This is a genomic window from Pseudoalteromonas aurantia 208, from assembly GCF_014858725.1.
GTDB lineage: Bacteria > Pseudomonadota > Gammaproteobacteria > Enterobacterales > Alteromonadaceae > Pseudoalteromonas > Pseudoalteromonas aurantia.
The window spans coordinates 339,224-362,508 of sequence record NZ_AQGV01000013.1 but is presented as its reverse complement, the minus strand read 5'-3'; the positions used below and the strand labels follow the sequence as shown (position 1 = coordinate 362,508).

Genomic DNA, 23,285 nt, shown 5'->3' with positions numbered 1-23,285 from the left:
AATGAGATTAGCGACTGCTGAAATAGATTTATCTGCGCTATCATATAATTTAAAGAGAACCAAAGCACTGGCGCCAAATAGTAAAGTTATGGCGGTACTGAAAGCCAATGCTTATGGCCATGGTTTAGTGACTATTGCACAGCACTTACATGACGCGGACGCGTTTGCTGTAGCGAGAATTGATGAGGCATTGGCATTGCGCGCTGGCGGGGTTACCAAACCCATCGTGTTGCTAGAAGGGTTTTTCAACCAAAGTGATGTATCCATTTTACTGGCTAATAACTTTCAAACTATCATCCATGATGAGAATCAGCTAGGTATGCTAGAGCAAGCGCAGTTAGACGCCCCAATTGCAACGTGGCTAAAAGTAGACACAGGAATGCACCGTTTAGGGATAGCGCCTGCGCAACTCAGCGCATTTTATCAGCGTTTGAAAAAAACTGAAAATGCCAAACCAGCTGTCTATTTGATGACCCACTTCCCATGTGCTGATGATGTTAAAAATGATCGTACTGCACAACAGATCCGTGAGTTTAAGCAGCTGACGCTAAATTATAATGAACCCTTGTGTTTGGCAAATTCGGCGGGAATATTAGGTTGGCGTGATAGCCACTGTGACTGGATAAGGCCCGGGTTAATGATTTATGGCGTATCTCCGATGTTGCACTGCATTGGTAAAGATCATGGCTTGAAGGCGGTGATGCGCCTCACTACTAAAGTCATTGCAATTCGGAGTATCTTATCTGGAGAATACGTCGGTTATGGTGGTCGTTGGCAAAGCGAGAAAAATACCCAGCTTGCGATTGTGGCTATGGGGTATGGTGATGGCTATCCAAGGCATGCGAAGCACGGCACACCCGTTGTTATAAAGGGCGAACGATACGGCATAGTAGGCAGCGTTTCAATGGATATGATAACGGTCGATATTGGCGATAATGATGGCATGATCCAAGTGGGTGATGACGTTGAGATGTGGGGAAGGGCCTTACCAGTTGAAGAAGTTGCAGCATGTGCCGATACTATCCCTTATGAACTGCTATGCAATATCACACCAAGAGTCAGTTACGAATATATTGAATAAGCTATGAGCCCTTTGTTACGACAGGTTTTACAGTATTAGTCTATGTCACCTTGCAACGTCGTAATGCTCTGACGACTTGATACATAATCTCTCTGTTCAGCTAGGTAAATACACAACTGGTTGTAATAACATAGTATTAATAAGTCATAAATATGGCTAACTTAAGCCATGACATTTAGGCAGGTTTTTATCATGTGGATTCAAAAAGAAATCACCCTACAATCGAAGTCACGCGGCTTCCACTTAATTACAGATGAGCTAATCCAGAAAATCCCAGAACTGCGAAAAATTAACGTAGGAATACTGCACCTATTCATAAGACACACATCAGCATCGCTGACGATAAATGAAAATGCAGACCCGACTGTTCGTACTGATTTAGAATCGCACTTTAATGTAATAGTCCCAGAGAACGCACAATATTATCAGCATACTTATGAAGGAAGCGATGATATGCCAGCACATATTAAGTCTACTATCATCGGAACAAGTCAGTCCATACCTGTATCAAATGGAAGTCTCAATTTAGGAACTTGGCAAGGAATTTATCTTTGCGAACATCGTAATCAAGGCGGAAAGCGGACGATAGTTGTCACTTTGAATGGCGAATATTAGGTTTAGTACTGATAGTCCAATTAATAAACCTCAGCTCTGGATAAGCGAATTTGCCCAATAAAGCTATTTTTTCACTCTCGGCGTTGCTTTCATTTGTCATAGCTCGCTATTACTGCATAAAAGCTCCTTGATATTGAACGAAATATCATCATTGGATTGTAGTTAAGTTTGTTTTCAAAACATTTTCTATTCCAAAACCCTTATCCAAACCTGAGGTTAACTAGGTCGTTGAACCATAGGTTTACTGGAAGTAGGTATTGATGGTTTGCATTGTAGAAGTGTTGTGGGAAACCATCCAACTCAATAGGTTTATTTAATGAAGGCTTAGGGTGTATATGTGGAACACCAATTGAAGATGAAATGGAAACGTACGCATTACAAACTCCCCTCATTAAAAAATAAGCTCTTTAATGAGGGGAGTTCCGTTTTCTAGAATTACTTACATGTGTAGGATGCTTTTTCTACACTAACCTGTCATGGTGACAAATTCTTCGCTACCCGTTGGGTGTATAGCAACAACCGCGTCGAAATCAGCCTTCGTTGCGCCCATCTTCATGGCTACCGCGAAACCTTGGATCATTTCGTCTACCGCAAAACCAATACCGTGTAAGCCAACCACTTTTTGTTCAGGGCCGACACATACTAATTTCATTTTGCATGGCTGGCGGTGGGCTGTCACAGCTGTGTACATAGCAGCAAAAGAGGAGCTATATACGGTGACTTGCTCTTCACCATATTGGGCAATTGCATCTGGTTCAGTTAAGCCAATAGTGCCAATAGGCGGATGGCTGAATACCACAGTAGGAACTAGGCTGTAATCCATTTTAGCGTCTGGAAGCTCAGGGTTAAACAAACGCTCGGCCAGCATACGACCTGCTTTAACTGCAACTGGGGTGAGTTCAATTCCCCCTTCCATAATGTCGCCTAAGGCATAGATGCCAGAAACAGATGTGTTTTGATACTCATCAACTTTGATAAAACCACGTTGGTTGGTGTCAACATCGGTTGCTTGTAGATTAATCAAATCAGTAACAGGCTCTCGGCCGATGGCCCAAATAAGCTGCTCAACATTGTGACTTTCACCATTTTCTAAATGTAAAGTGACTGAGCCATCTGCTTCTTTGGTAATTTCTTTAGGTGTTGAATTGGTGTGGAGTGTTGGACCTTCTTTCTCCATCACTTCGGTCAGTGTCTCAACAATGAGCGGATCAAAACTACGTAGCGGCGCATGCTTACGTACAAATAAATGGGTGTCGGTTCCTAAACTGTGCAGTACACCGGCAAGCTCAACGGCAATATAACCTGCGCCAATCACCGCGACACTGCGCGGCTGCTTGTTGAGTTCAAAGAAACCATTAGAATCAATGCCGTGCTCGGCACCAGGGATATTTGGTACTGAAGGGCGACCACCTACAGCAATACAAATATGGTCAGCGGTATATTGCTCGCCATCCACTTCTACCGTTTTATTATCGATAAATTTGGCAAAACCATTGATCACGGTCACGCCATTTTTTGCCAAGTAACCATTGTAACCTTGGTGAATACGGCCAATATAGGCTTGGCGACTTTCAACTAATTTCGCCCAGTCGAAATTTTTCAGTTCTACATCAAAGCCATAATCTGGTGCATAGAGCTTGATGGCTTCAGCCACTTGTGCACCATGCCACATTACTTTTTTAGGCACACAGCCAACATTGACGCAGGTTCCACCCATATGTTTGGCTTCAATGATGGCTACTTTTGCGCCACGCATTGCAGCACGGTTAGCAGAAGCGATACCACCACTTCCTCCGCCAATAGCAATATAATCAAAATGTTGAGCCATAATTTACCCTTAAAATTAAATAATATGTTCTACGCTTAAAGTAGTAAGACCATCAAGCTGATGAAAAAATAACAGTGTAATACCAAATTGCACAAATATCTGACATTTCTATGTAATGGCAGTGATTTAAACGCAATGATTGAATTGCACCTTGCTGTGATTGATATGTGTAGAGGGGCTGTGGGCGCGCGCTACAATTCATTATTACTTCTTGAAATAGCGATGTTTGCCCCAATTTCAACATCTATATGAAAAAATAATAGAGAGATGACATGAGCAATCCATTAATTGGGCTAGAAGGCCTACCTCCATTTTCGCAGATCCAGCCAGAACATGTAGTACCAGCCCTAAAAGAAGCGATTGCTCACTGTCGTCAAACGATAGATGATGTATTGAAAAATTCAGACTTCAATTGGGATAACTTGGTAATTCCAATGGAAGAAGCGGATGATAAATTATCACGTATGTGGTCACCGGTTTCTCACATGCATTCAGTGGTTAACTCAGATGCATTGCGCCAAGCGTATGACGAGTGTTTACCATTGATATCTGAGTATTCAACGTATTGTGGTCAACATCAAGGGCTCTATAATGCGTACAAAGCAGTGAAAGATTCTGCTGATTTTGCCACTTTAACCATTGCACAACAAACGACGATAGATAATCAGTTGCGCGACTTTGCACTATCGGGCATCGCCTTGAATGAAGCGCAGCAAGCACGTTATGGTGAAATTAGCGCGCGTTTATCAGAGCTTGGGGCTAAGTTTGGTAATAACGTGATGGATGCTACGCAAGCATGGCAGAAACACATTACAGACGAAGCCCTATTATCAGGATTACCTGAGTCAGCTTTGGCACTGGCTGCGCACACAGCGCAGAGTAAAGAATTAGAAGGCTGGGTATTTACCTTAGATTTTCCTTCCTATTTACCGGTTATGACCTATGCCGATAACCGTGAGTTACGCGAAGAAGCCTATCGCGCATTTTCAACGCGCGCATCAGATCAAGGGCCAAATGCCAATGAATTTGATAACTCTGAGATTATGGCTGAAACCTTAGCATTACGTCATGAAATAGCACAGTTACTTGGTTTTGACAGTTATGCAGATAAATCATTAGCGACAAAAATGGCAGACACGCCAGAGCAAGTATTTGAATTTTTAAATGACTTAGCCGGAAAATCACAATCTCAGGCCAAAGGTGAATTAACCGAATTGCTTGCGTTTGCTAAACAATCTCATGGTGTCAGTGAATTGCAAGCGTGGGATTATGGTTACTATGGCGAAAAACTGAAGCAAGAGAAATATGCAATTTCTGATGAGCAATTACGCCCATATTTTCCTGCTAACAGGGTTTTAGGAGGGTTATTTGAAACGGTAAATCGCTTATTTGGTATTAAAGTCACTGAAATTACTGACTTTGATACGTACCACTCAGATGTGCGCTTTTTTGCGATACATGACAAATCAGGCCAGTTGCGTGGTCATTTTTATTTGGATTTGTATGCTCGTGAGCACAAGCGTGGTGGTGCATGGATGGATGATTGCATGGGTCGAAAAGTGCGGGCCAATGGCGAACTGCAAACGCCTGTTGCATATTTAGTGTGTAATTTTAACAAAGCGGTGGGCGATAAGCCTGCGTTGTTTACACACAATGAAGTCACCACTTTATTTCATGAGTTTGGTCATGGTATTCATCATATGTTGACCAAAGTTGATGCTGCGCCTGTGGCAGGCATTAATGGCGTTGCATGGGATGCAGTGGAGTTGCCCAGCCAATTCTTAGAGAACTGGTGCTACGATGAAGAAGCGCTGAGCTTTATTTCGGGGCATTATGAAACCAACGATGCTTTGCCTAAAGTACTCCTAGATAAGTTATTGGCGGCTAAAAATTATCAGTCTGCGATGCAAATGTTGCGTCAAATTGAGTTTAGTTTATTTGATTTTCATATTCATGCTGATTACCAACGTGATGAATCATGCCAAATTCAGCAAGTGCTCAATACCGTTAGGGCTAAGGTAGCTGTGGTTAAAGCGCCTGAATTTAATCGTTTCCAGCATGGCTTTAGTCATATTTTCGCCGGTGGTTACAGTGCGGGTTACTACTCTTACAAGTGGGCAGAAGTGCTCTCAGCGGATGCATTTTCTAAATTTGAAGAAGACGGCATATTTAACAAACAAACCGGTCAGGCCTTTATGGAAAATATATTAGAGAAAGGTGGTTCGGAGTCACCGATGACATTGTTTACCCGTTTTCGTGGTAGAGCACCGCAAGTAGATGCATTGCTACGTCATTGTGGAATAGAGGTTATTGGCGCATAACCGAGCGCCAATTTAACATGCGTTATAAAATAAAAGCACCTACGGGTGCTTTTATTTTATCTGAAACTAGCTCGCAAATTTACCAACTCGGTCTATGCTTTTTAAAGATATGATTTGATAGGGAAAGCACAATGACCAAATTGGTGTTGGCCATAGATGATGACAAGTTAGTACACCATATTATAGAAGAGGCGATATCGCACTTTTGTAAGTTAATACATGCTAAAAATGGTGATGAAGGTTTACGGCTGGCATTGAAATACCATCCTGATATCATTTTACTAGATGTAGAAATGCCGGGTATGTCGGGCTTTGAAGTCTGTGAAAAAATCAAAAAGTCTAAAAAACTGGCTGATATTCCGGTGATGTTCTTGTCATCAAAGGCCGATGTGGCTGAGCGTATGCGCGGTTATAACTCTGGCGCCTCTGATTATATTGTTAAACCATTCAATCGGGATGAATTAATTGCACGCATTAAAGTGCTTGATGCGTATCGTCAGCAGTCGCGTAAGTTAACTCAGGATATACGCCGGGCAGAAATGACCGCCGAGATAGCCATGACCGATTCTGGCGATATGGGCCGAATTATGCGCTATGTAGGGCAGTCGTATCATGCCCATGATTTGACGACTTTATCAGAATACTTTTTTGAATTCTTTGTGCCGCTTCAGTTAGATGTCGCGGTGGCGTTTTGGTATCACAATAGTGAAGTCTTTTTGTCAGGTAATGGGGCATTACAGCCCATTGAGCAAGAGTTATTAAGTAAGCACCGTGATGGCAGTCGGTTTGTTGATTTTGGCCGTCGTACTATTATCAATTACCCAAAGGTGTCGTTGCTAATCAAAAATATGCCTGTTGATGATAATGCTATGTATGGTCGCTATAAAGATTTACTCCCGCATATTCTAGAGGCGACAAACGCCAAAATTAAAGATATGGAAGTCAGTGAAGATGCATTGAGTAAAGTGGATCAAATCGGTAGGGTCTTTGAAGAGTTATCTGATCAGCTAGGTGGAATCGGTGGACATCACTCAAATAAAGTGGCGGAGCTTGGTGAGCTAGTAAAGCAAGCTCAAGCGTTAGACGCGCAAGCCTTAACGATTGAACAAGTGAGCGAATTAGAAAAGCTACACCAGCACTTTTCATTTGTTGATGATGAGTTATCTATTATTAAGTTTAAATTGTCTGAAATTACAGAAGTGCGGCATCAGCTTATTGAAAGTTTAAATAAAATAGCCAAACCTTGGGGCGAGGAAGAGGTTGCTGCGCAAACTGACATTGAACTGTTTTAGTCAATATTAGGTAATGAAAGGAGTTTTTAGGTATTGCGCTACAATTTAAAGTGAGTTTTCTATGTCGTGTAGATTACCGATTAGATATACTGTGTATGCTATGAACTTAGGAGCTTGCAGTTGGTTATTCACACCCCTTTTCCAGAGAATCGTCCGTATTTACAACAAATCGAACAACAGTTTGCATTGCCAGCATGGATGGAAAGTCATCAGCAGGGCAAAGAATTTAAACTGATTTATGATCAGCTCGGTTTACAGCTTTTTAAAAATGATGAGCCCAAGTTGGGTGCAATATATGTTGACTTTGTAACGGGTGCCAGTGCGCATCGAAGAAAGTTCGGTGGCGGAAAAGGTCAAGCGATTGCTAAAGCGGTTGGGTTAAACAAAGGCGCTACCCCACATGTATTAGACGCCACTGCAGGGTTAGGTCGAGATGCTTTCGTGTTGGCTTCCTTGGGCTGCCAAGTAACGTTACATGAGCGTCACCCTGTGGTTGCTGCTTTACTATACGATGGTTTACAGCGAGCTTATCAAGATAATGATATTGGCACTTGGATGCAAAGTAATATGGCTATGGCTTTTGGTTCGAGTCATGACTTGTTAGCCTCAACAGCATGCCAACCTGATGTGGTTTATTTAGACCCGATGTTTCCCCATAGAGAAAAATCTGCGTTAGTTAAAAAAGAAATGCGAGTGTTTCAAACATTGGTTGGAGACGATCATGATGCCGATGGATTGCTAGGTTTTGCCTATGAGCTGGCAAGTAAGCGCGTGGTTGTGAAGCGTCCGGACTATGCACCTTTTTTGAACGATAAAAAGCCAAGCATGCAGATCACCACCAAGAAAAACCGTTTTGATGTTTATGTAAAGTCGGCTATGAAATAGCTTGTACCAAAAAAAATCGAAAAAAGGTACGCCAAAAGTATGCTTTTATTCACGCAAGCTCATAAAACAAGCAAGTTACATTAAACTGTCATAAAAGGTTAATAGTCTACCCGCGCTTTTCATTATTAGGGTGTGACCATGCGTGTATCTTCATTTACTCGATTATTAGCAATACTATTGGCTTTAGCGAGTGTATTTTTAGCGGGCGTACTGTTTTGGGCATCGCATATTCTGAGCACCTTAGATGCCCAAAATACCGCATATACCCAATTGAAAAATACCATCTTAATTGACTTAGAAGGCAGCATTGAAGATTACCTAAAAGCGGGTGATAGCCAATATTTAGGCCGCTCTTCTGAAATTATTACCACGATAAAGTCAGGCAGTTTGACAGCGTTACCCAATAGCTTAAGTGAGCTGATGACACAGCAGTTAAACCTATTAGACACTGATATAAATGGCAAGTATCGAGCGTTAGGTAAGTTGTCGGGTAATGAAATGGCATTGTTAGATAATGCGCTAAGGCAAATGTCGGGTTCGGCTTCTTCCTTAATTAGTTATACATTAAAAGCCGATGCCAATGGTCTCAGTACGCAATACTATCAATTGGCGTCAGATTACTATGCGCAGGTGAGTAATTTAGGGATTTATACGTATCAGTTAGCAGCGCGGTTTGATAAAAGCACAGAAGCGAGTTTACAAAAAACCATAGCCAGTTTGAATGCCACTGCACGCAGGTTAGAAGGACTTGATAATTTAGGTGTGATGTCGGAAGTGGATGAGGATGAGTTGTTTTTTGGCGCAGAGGCCGAAGATTTAGCCGAAGAAATAAAAGCGGAGTTAGTCAGTTGGCCAAAACGCTATGACCGCGATTTACAAAGTACATTGAGCCACGTTAAGCAACGCCAACAAGGCATTGAAGCATTGCGTGATGATATTAAACGGGTCGCTGATATTATGCTCAGTGCAGAGCAGCAATTAAAAGATGAGCAAGCGCAGCTCAAAGGGCAAGTACTGTTGATATTTGGTATTGCCATTGGCTTATTGGTGTTATTGGCTGTAGGTGTGTATGTGATGCAGTTTAAACACGTACTGGCACCATTGCGTCACTTGCGAGATGCGTTTGCCGATCTAATTGAAAGTAACGAACTAAAGAACATTCATAGTAACAATAACAATACTGAACTCGGTGAAATCGCCACGTATTTCAATCAATTGATTGATAGGCAGCGCGATGAAGCACAAGCACGCTCGCACATGCTGGAGGTCATCAACGATTTTATGCAGCAAATGAGCAATAATCTCGCACAGATCAGCACGCAATCAGACACCACCTATGATCAGGTTGAGCAAACCGAAGCCATGCTTGAGACCATAAAAACGTTAGGGATTGAAGCGGATGAAATTAACACGCAGGTATCTGATAACGCCAGTGACACACATAAAGCCATGACACAAAGTGTGCAATTTGCTGAAGCGATGTTAAGTGCCAGCTCTGATACTCAGCACCGTGTTGAGCAAGGACTTGCTAGTTTAAATGAGTTACTTAACGGCGTATCGGATGTGGGCAAAGTGATTGAAATGATCCGCACCATTGCTGAGCAAACTAACTTGTTAGCACTCAATGCCGCGATAGAGTCAGCCCGGGCTGGGGAGCATGGCCGTGGTTTTGCTGTGGTAGCTGATGAAGTGAGAAAGTTAGCGCAGCAAACGCAAGACTCACTGTCGGATATTAATAAACAGCTCAGTGATTTGGGAGACAACTCTGAAAAGGTGTCGACGCAAATCTCGGCATTGGCAGAAGACGCACAATTGCAAACCTCTCATGCTCAGGAATTGAAGCGTAATTCTGAAGGGGTTGCAGTGAGTGCGCAAAGTGCCAATCAAGTGGCTGATCACGCAATGGAACTAGCACAACAGCAAAATGGTTTGTTAGAAAACTTCAGTGTGGCTATGTTACAAATGAAAAAACAAGTGAATGGGTCAGGGCAGCAGGTGAGTGACATTCAAGCTCAGTTACAAGAACAGATGCAGCGCATTAGAGCGAGTTTAGGGCTGGCATAATCTATTCCCATATCCGCAAGCGTGGCCAAATAAAAAGGCCGAAGCATTACTGCGTCGGCCTGCCCCAGGGAATGGGAATTATTACTTAATGTGTTAGAAAACGATGAGTTTCTAGTTTAGGTTACTTATACTCAGCATTCAGTGTTACGCCAGAGAAACGTGCGTAAGCATTGATGCTGATGTGATAAGTGCCAGCTGCTGGAGAACTGAAAGTACAGGTTTCGCTGTTACCATTGTTCCATGAACGACAATCGTAGCTGCTACCTGTAGGGCGAGCGCCTGCTTTAACATATAAATCAGCGTCGCCAGTACCACCAGATGTTGTTACTTTAAAGCTGCTCATACCTGCTGGTACGTCAAGTGTATAATGTAACCACTGGTTTTTCGCTGCACCTAGGTTCGTTTCAGTACCACCGCCTGGCTGTGTAGTTCCGCCTGATGTTACATCGCCTTTTAAGCTCACACCTGAGTATGCAGAGTATGCACTTAGCAATACGTGATAGGTACCTGCTGCAGGGTTAGTGATTTCACATACTTCACTAGTAGACGACTGTTCAGATTTACATGCATTGTCAGTTTTTGTTGGGTTACTACCCGCTTTTACATATAAATCAACATCACCTGAACCACCAGATGTGGTGAAGCTTACCTTCGTTGCGCCAGCTGGTACTTCAAGGGTATAAAAAGTTTCATTATTTTTTGCTGCACTTAGGCCTGTTTTAGCAACGCCATCGGTTAGCACATTATCGTTATTACCATTACCAGCTGCTTCAGCAACGGCTGCTGCGGCATCTACAATACCAGTACCACAGTTGTTACATGTTGCTGGGAAGCTACGCGTTGTATTTCTTAAAATTGTTTCAATTTCATCAGGAGTGGCGTTTGGTTTAGCTTGTTTGATGAGTGCCGCAACACCTGCAACATGCGGTGCAGCCATTGAAGTACCTTGAGAGTAATGGTAGCTGTCTGATACCGGACCTGTGCTGCCTGAGTTATGTGTTGATAAAACACCTTCAGAATCGTTAGCAAAACTTTGCGCGCCACCTGGAGCTGCTACATCAATTGATGTACCAAAGTTTGAGTAATAAGCTCGACCACCGTTACGACCAACAGATGCAACGTTTACAACCCCATTACAGTTACCTGGGTTATAGTTATTTGCATTGTCGTTGTCGTTACCTGCGGCAATAACAACCACAGTGCCGTTATTACGTGCTTGGTTGATGGCGTTTTGTGTTGTTGCGCTACATGCGCCACCGCCACCTAAACTCATGTTGATAACATCTGCCGCATTGGCATTCGCTGGTACACCCGTAACTGAGCCGCCTGATGCCCAAATGATGCCATCTGCAATATCAGATGTTAAGCCACCACATTTACCAAGTACACGAACAGGTACAACTCGTGCATCATAGGCAACCCCAGCAACACCTTCGCCGTTGTTGGTCACTGCAGCAACAGTACCCGCTACGTGTGTACCATGCCAGCTAGAGTTACTGTCTGCTTTTGGTGATGGTTGACCTTGTGCGTCAGTACCACATTCACCACGTTTAACCGCATCGCCTGGATCGCTTGCATCGTTGTCACGAAGACCGCCATCATTTGCGACGAGCAAGTTAGAGATCATGTCGTAACCAGGTAAAATGTTTGCATTTAAATCTGCATGCGGGCGGTAACCTGTATCAAGTACAGCCACGGTTACACCCGCACCGGTTGCACTATCCCATGCTGTAGGTAGGTTTAAGCCACCGTTTGCTTCAAAATAGTGCCACTGATCTGAGTAACGAGGATCGTTAGGCGTTGCGAATGGTTTTAGCATTTGGTCAATTTCAATGTATTCCACATTGCCTGATGCTGCAATTTCTTGCATTAACGCGTTTGCTTCAATGGCTGTAAGCTTTTTGTTAACACGCATAACATGGTGATTCGCCAATGCCATGGGTCTTACATATTGAGTTGCTACTGCTGATTTTGTACTTTTGAACGACTGTACAAAGCTTTCTGCGCGTTGTTGAACATTCGCGTCAGACATATCTTCCACAGACATTGTCATCATTTGGCTGTTGTTTTCTTTATACTTAATGATGAACTGTGTGCCTAGAGTCGCTTGATCTTGCATTTTTACTGCTGTTTGCGCAAAGTTAATATTGTTATTTATCTCTGTTGCTAAAGCTGTTTGAGCAGTAAAAGCCGCTGTCATAGCGATTGAAAGTGCACCTAATTTTAGATTTCTTGTTGTCATAAATTTCCCCTAACTTGTTTTTGTTTATGCTTCTTATTTGCAAGAAGGTTAATGAAGGTAAAATTAAAGTTATTTTTTTTAAAGTGTTGTTTTGTTATGTGCACTATTGTTTTTGTTATAAGCGGCCATCTAAAACGCTCAAAAAACACTCTAGTATTATGTTTTTATTACATTTTATTGAAATTAATTATTCCGTAAATTTGCTGATACAGGTCTGTAAACGAATGTAAACAAAGTGAATAAAATTCACATTTTAGTGAGAATATGCTTTTTTGACTGGAGTTTAAGCAAGTATTTTTGCTCAGAGTTCAGTTTTGTTACAATGCGTGCATAAATTTATTTTGACGAGTAAAAGTGTGCTGCAATTTGATGTTGTTGTGATAGGTGCTGGGGCTGCTGGACTAATGTGCGCCGCGCAGGCAGGTTACCGTGGTAGAAAAGTCGCCGTGGTTGATATGGGTAAAAAACCAGGGCGTAAAATATTGATAAGTGGCGGGGGGCGTTGCAATTTTACCAATGAAGGGGCGTCGCCAAGTCAATATTTATGTGGCAACCCTCACTTCGTGAAATCGTGTTTAAGCCGATATACACAGCATGACTTTATTGAATTGGTTGACCGTCATGGTTTGGCCTATCACCATAAAACTTTGGGCCAGTTGTTTTGCGACAACAGTGCACAAGATATTGTTGATATTCTGATGACGGAATGCGAATGGGCGGGTGTTGAACATTTTTTACGTAGTGAAGTATTAAGTGTAGAGGCACAGCCAGAAGGTGGCTATGTGGTGACAACCTCAGAGCAGCAATTTAACTGTGCGTCATTGGTGGTTGCTGCGGGTGGATTAACCATGCCGAAACTTGGTGCAACACCCATAGGATATAAAATTGCGGAACAGTTTGGGCTCAGCGTGTTACCAACGATGGCGGCACTGGTGCCATTTACGTTGCATGATCATGATAAAACGCGCTTTGAAGGACTGTCAGGCGTGAGTATTGCGTGTGATGTGAGCAGTGAAGATGGTACAGTATTTAAAGAGAATATCTTGTTTACCCATCGAGGCTTATCAGGCCCCGCGATTTTACAGATCTCATCATTTTGGCGAGCAGGGCAAGCGGTCACGATTAACTTATTGCCAGATCTTAACTTGTCAGACACCATACACCAATGGCGCGCAGAACAGGGCAGTAAGTCGCTTAAAAACAGCTTAAGCACCCTATTACCAAAACGTTTTATTGAAATTTTAATTACCGAACAAGCGATTCCAGACAAAGCGCTTAATCAATTAAGCCATACTGAAATTGAGGCAGTGGCCAATTATATTCATAACTGGACAATCAAGCCCAATGGCACCGAAGGCTATCGTACCGCTGAAGTAACCTTAGGCGGCGTTGATACCGACGAGCTCTCGTCAAAAACCTTCGAAGCTAAAAAAGCCGAAGGCTTATACTTTATTGGCGAAGTGACTGATGTAACGGGTTGGTTAGGTGGCTATAATTTCCAATACGCATGGAGCTGTGGTTTTGCCGCTGGGCAAGTGTGTTAGTGTGTTTTATTCGATTATAAATGAAGACAAGTCGAATTAAATGAAGACAACCTTGAATCATGTAGAGACAAATAGCAGTATAAAGTTAAACAAAACCCTATTTTGATAGGTGAAAGTATCATTCTGGCTATGCGACCAATCAGTCTGTTATAAATATAACCTGTGGTACTTTTTCTTTATTGTGTGATCATGCCACTATAGAGCTAAAAAGCTTTACTTTCGGTTGATATATTAAGATTGGCCTTGCTTATTTTTAAAATCGCATCTGTATTAATTCAAAATGTCCCCTCTTATAAGTAGTGATCCATATAAGATAAATAGCCTCACACTTTAATACAAGAGAACTCCCTCTCTTCAATAGACTCTTCCACTCTTACAAGTTACTCTCTTATTAATCCTGTAAAATTTTGTTTTAAATCAAGGACAACTTAATGCAAGAAAATATGGATATGGTATTTGCTTACCCAAAGTATCTGGAGGAACTTGTAGAAAGGCTAGTAAAGAGAAACTGGCTCGTACATAACTTTCCAAAAGTAGATAATACTGATGTATATAATTTCGCTAACTATCGGCAAAACAAGCTCGTCAACAATGTAACTTACACTGTTTACCTAGATGTAAATATTTATCAGTTTATTATAAATGCAATTAAAAAGAATTCACCTAAAGAAGAGTTTAAAGATGCTATAGCTCTAGTTGCATTCTGCCAAATAGCAGAGATTGAGCTAGATCCAACATATGCTGTATATGAAAAGCTAAATTATAATAATGACCAGGTTCTCCTTGATGAATTAACTACCGACCTAGAGTTGTTCCAAAGGATAAATAATACTAATAATGAGCTTCTAGCTCAGTATTCACTGGGATTCATTGAAAAATTCACCCCATCTGAGGGGCACTATGTTGAGCATGAGAAAGTCCAGAAAGTGTTAACTAAGTATCGTAGATTGATTGAATGGGACTCGATGTATTTAATGATTCTTTACATCACAAATACTTCCTTAATAGATTCTCTTAATAAAAAATCCAAGCTGAAGAAACTAATAGAATGGATGATAAAAGAGTTTAGACTTTCATTGGTAGTAATCGTGTTCGCGATTATATATTTTGGTGATAAGCCGCTTAGAAGGATGATGAAGGTTAAACTAAACGATTCACCTGAAAGAAAATTGAAAAGCTTGTTTAATATGACTTGGGATCTTTATACGCTAAATAGGTATTTCAGAATGTGGACAGAAAGAGAACCTCAACAAGAAGGTATATATGCCAGCAATGACAAGGTATTCAACGAGATTTTACGTGGTTCAATTGATGTGCAAAATTCGGAAGAACTCACTCACTTTGAAGATCACATAGACAAAGAGGACATTCAATTTATTTCTGAGATGACAATGAACCAGAATCATAGCCACGAAAGAATGTATGATTCTGAAGAATGGTCACATGAATATAGATCAAGACTGATTAAAAAATACGAAGAGTTATTAGGTGTTGATAGTAAAGCTACATCATAAATTTATAAGGATTTAGAGTGATTTTATACAAATATAGAAATTTGGAAAATTTGAGATTTTTAATAGACATATTTATGAATCAGAGGCTTTATGCAGCTCATTACACAGAAATGAACGATCCTATGGAAGGACATTATTTTCATCGGTCCGGCAGTTTAAATCCAGAATTTAAGTCAGCACTGAAGGGGGAGAAGTCAAGTTATGGAATTTGTTCTCTTTCAGAAATCGCTAATAATGACTTAATGTGGGCGCATTATGCTGGAGGTCATACTGGGATTTGTATTGGAGTTGAAGTCTGCCCAAATAAATATGAAATAGAAAAGGTAGTGTATGACGGATTAAGCGCTTTAACAAATAAGCTCGAAAATGAGCCTGCGGAAGCAGCCAAAAGGGTTCTATCACATAAGCTTGAAATATGGGATTATGAAGAGGAGCACAGGGTATTTGTTCAATATTCAAAATTTGTAGAATTAGAAATAAAAGAGGTCATATTTGGCCGTAGAGCTAAAGATAAAGACTTTTATAAAAAACTAATTTTAGCATTTTGCCCTAATGTCATATTTAAAGAAGAATTAGAACTGTAAACACCTGGAATTTAGATACTTATATTTATTTGTTAAACGCGCTCACCATAATTAACCCAATAAGCCCATTCTGAAAAAAGTCTTTCAGATGTGTGACGATTAATTGTTTTATTTTTGGTCTTTGCGTCAGAAATCATTTCATCATTCTCTTTAATAAATGAATCAAAATCATTTTTTAGTTGTTTACATACGTGCTTTAATGATTGCTCTGAATCCAAAATTAAGAATGGTAAGTGAATAATTGGTGGCTTTATTTGACTTTCAATAGGAGTAGAGAAAGACCTTTCGTTAGGTGTTTCAATTTCCAATGCTCTTATATGTTTGAATAGACTATATTGTACAGTACCTTTTGTATAATAAAATAAATCACAATAGCAATTGGTAATACAACCATCATCTTTTTCTGGGTATGTTAAAAATTCAATACTTGGAAAAGGAATACATAAACTCTCACTGTTAAAACGTATTGCTGGTATTTTGTGCAACTCTACTTTTTTGTATTTTAGGTGATAAAAGTACTTACTAGGCTTTTCAAATAAAATTTCTTGCCACCAAAATTTTCCACCTGATGATTCACCATCTCCAATCTCAATAGTATAATCTGGATCTATGTCGTAAAAAGCTCCGTTTATTCCGTCATATTTCCAGTTTTCAAAATCTAGCAATAAATCTACAAACCGTTCAGAAGCTTTTTTATCTAATCCAAATTGTTGACGCCACATAGCTTCAATTTCATACGGGTTGGCACTACTATCCTTTGGCGTATTGGTATCTTCAACTCTAGAATAAACAGTCCCAGACCGAACACAACTCCCTTTTTTCTTTTCATCACGCGTTAAAAAATATGGCTTGAATTTTTCATTTTTTATGACAAGAATATCTAACTCTAAGGCTTTAACTTTAATGGTCTTAAGCTCTACTGTTGGTATATTATTTTTGGCAAAACTTTTTGTCTGAAGGTAACTAACTATATCTGCTTGTGAAGGGCGATAAGCACTCCCTTCTAAGCCAATAACCTCACAATTATCATTTACACCGAAAATTAAGTAACGATCACTATCACAAAGCACGTTAGCCATGCATAAAATGTCATGAAGAAGATCTACCAGATTAGAATGATGTTGCTGTTTAAAATCCCACCATAGTCCTTCTCTGTTTTCTAACAACAATTGTTCAATGAGTTCTTTCATTTTCAATCCATATATCTAGAGCTATAAAATTACAATTGTTTATTCTGTTTCTTCTTCAGAGGAAGAAGCATCAATCATGTTAGGGAAATTATTCATCATATTGGCTTGAAGTCGAGCACTTTCGTTAATTGTTAAAAGATCAATTCTCCCGTTTGGAAGCATTTTTACTTTGTTTAAACTATCTATTACATGTGATGTACCCTGCATAAAGTGCATTTTTCCTTGATATCCTTGCTCTTTAAGTAAATTGAAATTACGCTCAAATTCCAATCTATTTCTAGGTGTCTTCATGTCTGTCATTTTACTCATATCTACTTCCTAATTAATCATCGATACTTCTAGGGTTTTACGGTTAATGACAAATTGTGACGTAAAGTTGTAATCTACACGCCAATATATTTCCCAACCTCTTTGAGCTAAAAGATCTAATTTTTCACTTGTTATCATCAATCGATTCCCCTCCCGAACAGGTCTCCCCAATTGCTCTGAATCCCAACAGCGTCCTTCAATCCAATGATTCTCACTAATGTCATTATGTTTGATTTTACCTGCAAAACCTTGAACTCCTAAGTTAATAAATGAAGGTGTTATTCTTCCTCCGGTATAATTCATTCCTGGCGAACAATTAAATAAGAAACATTCACTTTTTCTTTTTTTAAGCTCGTGAATATCTTTAACCATAGGATGTTGATTGGCTTGGAACTCTGAAGGTTGAAGAGAGGCTTTTGAATTACTTAAGAAAATTGATATTTCAATCACCTTAGGGTTACTATCATCTGGCACAACAACCTCAAAATAATGTAAATATTCATTATCACCTTCCTTAAGGAAATCCATAGGGTTTTGTGAAGAACTAGAAAGAAATTTAATTATTTTTTCATCTAAGCCATTCTGACAATAATTCTGTATGCTTTCATCTGGAAAGTTAGGATTAAACTGTCTTAAAGCAGAGATAACAGAATTAATATTTTCTTCAGTAACTCTATCTTGAACAATCTGGTTTATTACGGGCATTAACTGGTCATTTATAAATTTTTTATTTTCTCCTAAGTTATAGCCTTTATGAATTTTGTCATTGATTCTGACGATTTCATCAAACCCTAAGCATGGTGAGTTCTGAATCAATAGCTTATTTAGCGAAAGAAGATCTGAATTCTTCCATACTCCAATTTTTGTTAATTTAGATAAGATATAAGTTAGAGAATCACCTAAGTTATTAATATCTATTCTGTTTTCAATTTTTCCATTTATATCTACAGGTTTACTATTAAATATTGCGTTATCCAGTGATATATCCTCTTCCCACAACGAATTATCAAGATTGTTTATACATGCGATTATAAGAGACCACGTATGCTTTATGACTAAATGTTTACAGCTCTCAATTTTACTAAATAATGACTGTATATTTACATGAGATTTGATTTGGCTAACATCTTCTATAGCTAATGAATAGATTATTCCAACTGCAATCTCAGGTGATAGTGCTTGTATACCTGTTAATGAGTGCTCAGCTAAAATAGGTAGATAAATATCTGGTTCAAACCTCGAAATAGATTTTATTATGCTCGGTACTCTTGAATATATGGCTGGAGATGGGTGATCGATGAAATTAAGTAAAAATACCATTAATTCTTGATCGTTAGAGATAGTTTTTGAATTTTCAAAATCCATCCACTCATAATCCTCAACAATATGGTTTGGTGGGGATACCATAATTTTTATATGTTCAATAACACACTCATGTAACTGTTCAACCTTTTCAGGAGACAATACATTGCTAAACTTTGAAATTAATTTATCTACTATTAACCAGTCAGTTGCATGTGGTTCATCGATAATAAGAGGCGTTAATATTTCTAATAACTCATTTACATCGCATAATTTAGATAGTTCTGCAAATGCTTCGTCATTTTGACCAAGATTTCTCGACCAAACACCCCACCCTGAGTCCTGTATCGCTCTTAAAGATAAGAGTAATTCTTGCTTACTTGTTATTTCGTCCTCGATATCTGAAGCCTCTTTGGCAAGCGCGTAGTGAATATCAAACTTTTTTAATCCTTTGGATGTTCCAAAAGTTCCTGGTAGGTAAATTGAATTAGCAATGTCATCTTCTCCCCTGTCAACGAGAGTCACATCTTCATGTTCAACTTCTGAAGGAGTAGATTCAGGTATTGTTGGAACTTCCACATCAATTTTGTTCTTATTGATCTGTACTATCAACTCATCAAAGTGACGCTGTTCAAGATGCTTATTAAGCCCATTAATAAATTGATTTCTTATAGCGAACTCCATATCAGAAATCAAAATTCGAATAATTCTATTCATGTAGAAATTTGACTGTATTGCATTGCTATTATTAATAGTTTTGGCAAAAATTTCAGAGAATCGACTGATATACCTATCATCTCCAATAAGGAATAGTTCACTAATAGCCCATTGCAAGCTAGGTTGTATGCCCTTTGTATTTTCTAATATGTTTAATATTCCACTTTGTTCATCAACTTTTCTTACTCCAGTATCGTAACTTGCTCCTTTATATAAACTATCAATTTGATTTGACTCAGCCCTATGCAAAATTAATTGAGGCTCAAGAGGGATGGTCTCATTTTTAAAGTACTTTATAGCTGTAGATAACTTTCCTGATGAACATAAAGAACCAATGAATTCTTCCTTTTCCATCCGTATATAACGCTGGAAAGTCATTTCACCTGCGGCATAGTCTAAAATAGGAGCCAGTTCTTTAGGGGACCATGAAGCGTTATGACGCTGAAGCATACTTAAAGACGAATTAATTAATCCTAACTGATCTTCTTTATACCATGATGGCCCCATCGAAGAATTTAGTAACTCTTGAAAACATCCGTCAGCGCGACTACTACCTAATGCTCTATAATGAGTAGCTAATAAGACTAATTCTTGACATCTATCCCAGCGATTTTGAACACCTAATAGAACGTGGCCTTCAAGTTTTTTTAGTAACTGGAATATATGTTTTTTATGCTCTATTTTGGGGAGTAACTTCTTTGTTATTGTATGAATAGTTTCTCTAAAACCTTCAGAATATACCCCTAACTGTTTATCTGAATGTTCATAAATAAAATCTAAATACTTACTTAAATTTTGTTTTGAATATAAAGAGAAAAATTCCAAGATAGAATTATGAATAAAAGGAAGAACCTCCTCTACTAACATGTATGAACGTTCAAATTTTGAACGTGTTAGCAAATCAAACTTAAGAAGAGGTAAAACCTTTTCTAACATGTCTACAGACAATTGTTCTGATTCCTGGGAAGTAACTTTTAGTTTCCAAGCGAAACCTAAAAGGTAACCAATATAAGAAATAATACTTTCTAACGACTTTTCCCATTCTGTTTCAGTGAATAATTCCAAATCAGGGGGCGAGTAAAGTTCATCTAGAAAACCTTTATATTTAGAGTTTGATAATACACTACCAAGCCAGTTATGGTTTAGGTCAACTCCATTACTTTCTCTAAAATCAGGTGATTCCTTAAAAGTAGACCCATTAATTAAACCTTCCAATATGTCATATTTGATTAATGCCCCATCTAATAACCTTATAATCATGGGTGAATCTTCTTCATCAGGTTTATATATTGTTAAACCGTATTCTATATCTTTAACAATATCACCAAGATCCACTTGTATTCCTGAAATATCAGAGAAGTACCCTACATGGTTATACGCCTGTATTAGAGTCATGGTAATAGAATTATCTATAGGTATTTCTCTTCTTTCCAACTCTTCTATAGGCGAATAAATATTATGATGAAGTAATAACAACGCAGTGTTATGCCCCAGAATATAAAGGAGTATTTTACGCTTTTGCTCTTGTTCTTCCTCATTTCCTTCTGACGAGCTTGTAATAAATCTATGAAGTAATTGTATGACATTTAAAGCACTTTTAGAGGGAGTGCTAGAGATCAAACAATTATTTATAGAGGCTGATATAAAGAAATTAAGTATGTCTTCATATGCAATTGAGCCTTTTTCATACTCGCCCATGAAATTACTATGTATAGCAGAATTAATGAATTCAGCTTCTTCAAAGTTATTTTCCATAATTAGTTTGTACTGAATATCAATAAGGTCTTCTGTTGAAACTAACGGGATAGATTCGCGGAATAAATGATGTAGTGCTTCTTTAGGTTTTTTCAAAGCAATTAAGTATTCAGCTAACTCCATTGCATTTAAGGCGAATACATTGTTATATCGAAATTTGATCCGTTGTGAGAGTAAAAGCAATTTAGTCACAGATATAAAACAGCCTGCTTGCAAATAAAAAGAAAGTGCATCTTTTAGGTCTGCAAGAATTAAACCTGGCTCAACAAAGTTGTGCGAGCAACTATCGGCCCATTTTTGATTACAAAAATCTATTGTTTCGTTTCTGATTTCAGTTGTTGCTCTCAAAAGGTGGTGAAGTATATTCCTTTGAGAATAGGAGATATCGATATGGTTTTTACAAAAAAGGGATATTTGTGATTGAAAATCTTCTTCAAGAGCCTTTGTTTTCTTATTTACAAAGGTTATAAGTGAAGCATGATATGCAAAGATGCTTTCTTTACTTGTTAAAAAATGACTAATTAAATCAAGGTTTTTATCTAAAGATATTCTCATACTCGCTGGAACCGTATCAATAAGCGATTTATGTGATATGCGTTCCCTAAAACGGGTGATTAATGATATTAGATAAAGCAGTTCGTCTTTCTTTAAAATATCTTGCCAGAGGCTTTCATAATAAATCTCAATCTCACCACTAACTTGAGGTAACCTATCCAGCCACTTATTGATTTCTTGTTCTCCATCGACTGCTATATTGGTTCTAACGTACTCAATTAAATACCGAAGATAGAGTGGATGGTATTCTGAGCATTTCCCTATTTTATTACGAAGGTCATATGCGAGTTCAGGTAGTTCTTTATTGATAAGTCGTAAGCATGTATTTACAGGTAATGGAGTTACTAATATTATTTTTTCTTCATCTTGAATTATATGCTTAGGAGGGAGGCTGTTTTCATTTTGACCTACAATTACGAAAATAACATTCTTAGGTAAAGTAACTGGTAAAGCAGAAAAAAACTCTTCTATTTTATTTGATTTGAATAGTTCATCTATGCCATCAACAAAAATGACGCATTTAGTTTGTTTTGCCACATATTTTTCTGACAACTTTTGTAATAAATCTAATGTTGTAGTTATCCATTGGTTTATATCCCGCTCTGATTTTTGAGGTATAGAGTTATACAAATCCGCAACAACTATATCTTCTAACCATTCTAAGAACTTTAAGTGATTCATTCTTAACGAAAGAAGGTTTTCCTTACCTTTCTCAAGTAGGAAATATTTTCCAAGAACTGCAATGTCACTTTGAGCATAACCTATTGACTCAACAATAGTCGTTTTACCAGACCCCGGATGCCCCTTTAGAAAGAGGTAACCTGAATCTAAAGAGGTGATATTATTTGTTAACTTATCTACAACAGGGGTATTTAATTCAAAACCATTCTCATCTCCCAAACTTTCTTCTAGAGATTCATATGTAATATCATTTTTATCTAGTAACGTAGCTATTTTGCATACGCTTATAGCGCCTAACGTACCATCTAGTTCTTTTGTAATTACACCAATGGTTGTATCACTAACCATCAAAGGGGCACCCGATAGACCCTCTATGCATTCATTACTCTGGTTATATTCCAAATCTAACTCATAATTCGATCTTTCAATATTCACATTCGATCTAGCAACTGTTCCATCCAGTTTAGCGCCTGCATTCAATTTCCCTCCTGGAAAACCAAAAGTACTCCAGGTAGAATTATTTCTAATGACTTGATTGGATAGTTTTAAAAAGTACTCTATATCTAACGGTTGTATTAACTCTAAAATTGCTATATCAAGGCTTTCATCGAAGTCCTTTAATCTGACTTCTAATGGCTCACTAGATATTTCATCTAGCTCAACGAAAATTACAGTAGTATTTTCTTCTACATTTTCGACTGTATGATATGCTGTCAAAAGCTCTTTTTTTGAAACAAGAAAAGCTGTACCTACATCGTCATTACAATAAACTCTACCTACATACTTTTCTAAATAATTTTGCACTT

At 38.7% G+C, this 23,285-nt stretch carries 14 protein-coding genes; 9 read left to right on the top strand and 5 right to left on the bottom strand.

The genetic code is table 11. The features are described 5' to 3' along the window. Window position 1: 1 nt before the first annotated feature. Both alr and PAUR_RS16750 read left to right on the top strand, forming a co-directional pair. Entirely contained in the window at window positions 2-1,081 is a 1,080-nt protein-coding gene (gene alr, locus PAUR_RS16755) for an alanine racemase (protein ID WP_192508887.1), read from the top strand. A 192-nt stretch (window positions 1,082-1,273) separates the two neighbouring features. Beyond that, window positions 1,274-1,696, top strand: coding sequence for a secondary thiamine-phosphate synthase enzyme YjbQ (locus tag PAUR_RS16750; protein ID WP_192508886.1), 423 nt, complete (start codon window positions 1,274-1,276; stop codon window positions 1,694-1,696). Between the two features lie 466 nt (window positions 1,697-2,162). Here the strand turns inward: PAUR_RS16750 and gorA are convergent, their stop codons facing one another. After that, window positions 2,163-3,524, bottom strand: coding sequence for a glutathione-disulfide reductase (gene gorA / locus PAUR_RS16745; protein ID WP_192508885.1), 1,362 nt, complete (start codon window positions 3,522-3,524; stop codon window positions 2,163-2,165). A 272-nt stretch (window positions 3,525-3,796) separates the two neighbouring features. Between gorA and prlC the strand changes: the two genes are divergently transcribed. The 4 genes from prlC (at window position 3,797) to PAUR_RS16725 (ending at window position 10,086) form a co-directional block, all read left to right on the top strand. After that, window positions 3,797-5,845, top strand: coding sequence for an oligopeptidase A (gene prlC / locus PAUR_RS16740; RefSeq protein ID WP_192508884.1), 2,049 nt, complete (start codon window positions 3,797-3,799; stop codon window positions 5,843-5,845). A 131-nt stretch (window positions 5,846-5,976) separates the two neighbouring features. Continuing rightward, entirely contained in the window at window positions 5,977-7,137 is a 1,161-nt protein-coding gene (locus PAUR_RS16735) for a response regulator (protein WP_192508883.1), read from the top strand. A 120-nt stretch (window positions 7,138-7,257) separates the two neighbouring features. Continuing rightward, entirely contained in the window at window positions 7,258-8,022 is a 765-nt protein-coding gene (locus PAUR_RS16730) for a class I SAM-dependent methyltransferase (protein WP_192508882.1), read from the top strand. Window positions 8,023-8,160: 138 nt separating this feature from the next. Then, window positions 8,161-10,086, top strand: a complete 1,926-nt coding sequence (locus tag PAUR_RS16725; RefSeq protein ID WP_192508881.1) for a methyl-accepting chemotaxis protein — start codon at window positions 8,161-8,163, stop codon at window positions 10,084-10,086. 121 nt (window positions 10,087-10,207) lie between these two features. On the opposite strand, the gene PAUR_RS16720 is transcribed toward PAUR_RS16725, so the two are convergent. Further along, a complete protein-coding gene (locus PAUR_RS16720; RefSeq protein WP_192508880.1) occupies window positions 10,208-12,328 on the bottom strand; it encodes a S8 family peptidase in 2,121 nt (706 codons plus the stop codon). A 356-nt stretch (window positions 12,329-12,684) separates the two neighbouring features. Between PAUR_RS16720 and PAUR_RS16715 the strand changes: the two genes are divergently transcribed. The 3 genes from PAUR_RS16715 (at window position 12,685) to PAUR_RS23915 (ending at window position 15,970) form a co-directional block, all read left to right on the top strand. Further along, the gene (locus tag PAUR_RS16715; protein ID WP_192508975.1) at window positions 12,685-13,872 is read left to right on the top strand and encodes a BaiN/RdsA family NAD(P)/FAD-dependent oxidoreductase; all 1,188 of its coding nucleotides are present in this window, start codon (window positions 12,685-12,687) and stop codon (window positions 13,870-13,872) included. Window positions 13,873-14,303: 431 nt separating this feature from the next. Further along, on the top strand, window positions 14,304-15,386 hold the full coding sequence (locus tag PAUR_RS16710) for a hypothetical protein (protein ID WP_192508879.1): 1,083 nt from the start codon (window positions 14,304-14,306) through the stop codon (window positions 15,384-15,386). Between the two features lie 17 nt (window positions 15,387-15,403). Further along, on the top strand, window positions 15,404-15,970 hold the full coding sequence (locus tag PAUR_RS23915) for a DUF2971 domain-containing protein (protein WP_318782625.1): 567 nt from the start codon (window positions 15,404-15,406) through the stop codon (window positions 15,968-15,970). A 32-nt stretch (window positions 15,971-16,002) separates the two neighbouring features. On the opposite strand, the gene PAUR_RS16700 is transcribed toward PAUR_RS23915, so the two are convergent. From PAUR_RS16700 to PAUR_RS16690, 3 genes are read right to left on the bottom strand one after another with little or no spacing between them, the layout of a single operon-like run. Beyond that, entirely contained in the window at window positions 16,003-17,160 is a 1,158-nt protein-coding gene (locus tag PAUR_RS16700) for an ATP-binding protein (RefSeq protein WP_192508878.1), read from the bottom strand. 39 nt (window positions 17,161-17,199) lie between these two features. Next, entirely contained in the window at window positions 17,200-17,469 is a 270-nt protein-coding gene (gene avs1c / locus PAUR_RS16695) for an AVAST type 1 anti-phage system protein Avs1c (protein ID WP_192508877.1), read from the bottom strand. A gap of 9 nt (window positions 17,470-17,478) precedes the next feature. Next, entirely contained in the window at window positions 17,479-23,283 is a 5,805-nt protein-coding gene (locus PAUR_RS16690) for a S1 family peptidase (protein ID WP_192508876.1), read from the bottom strand. Window positions 23,284-23,285: the final 2 nt, after the last annotated feature.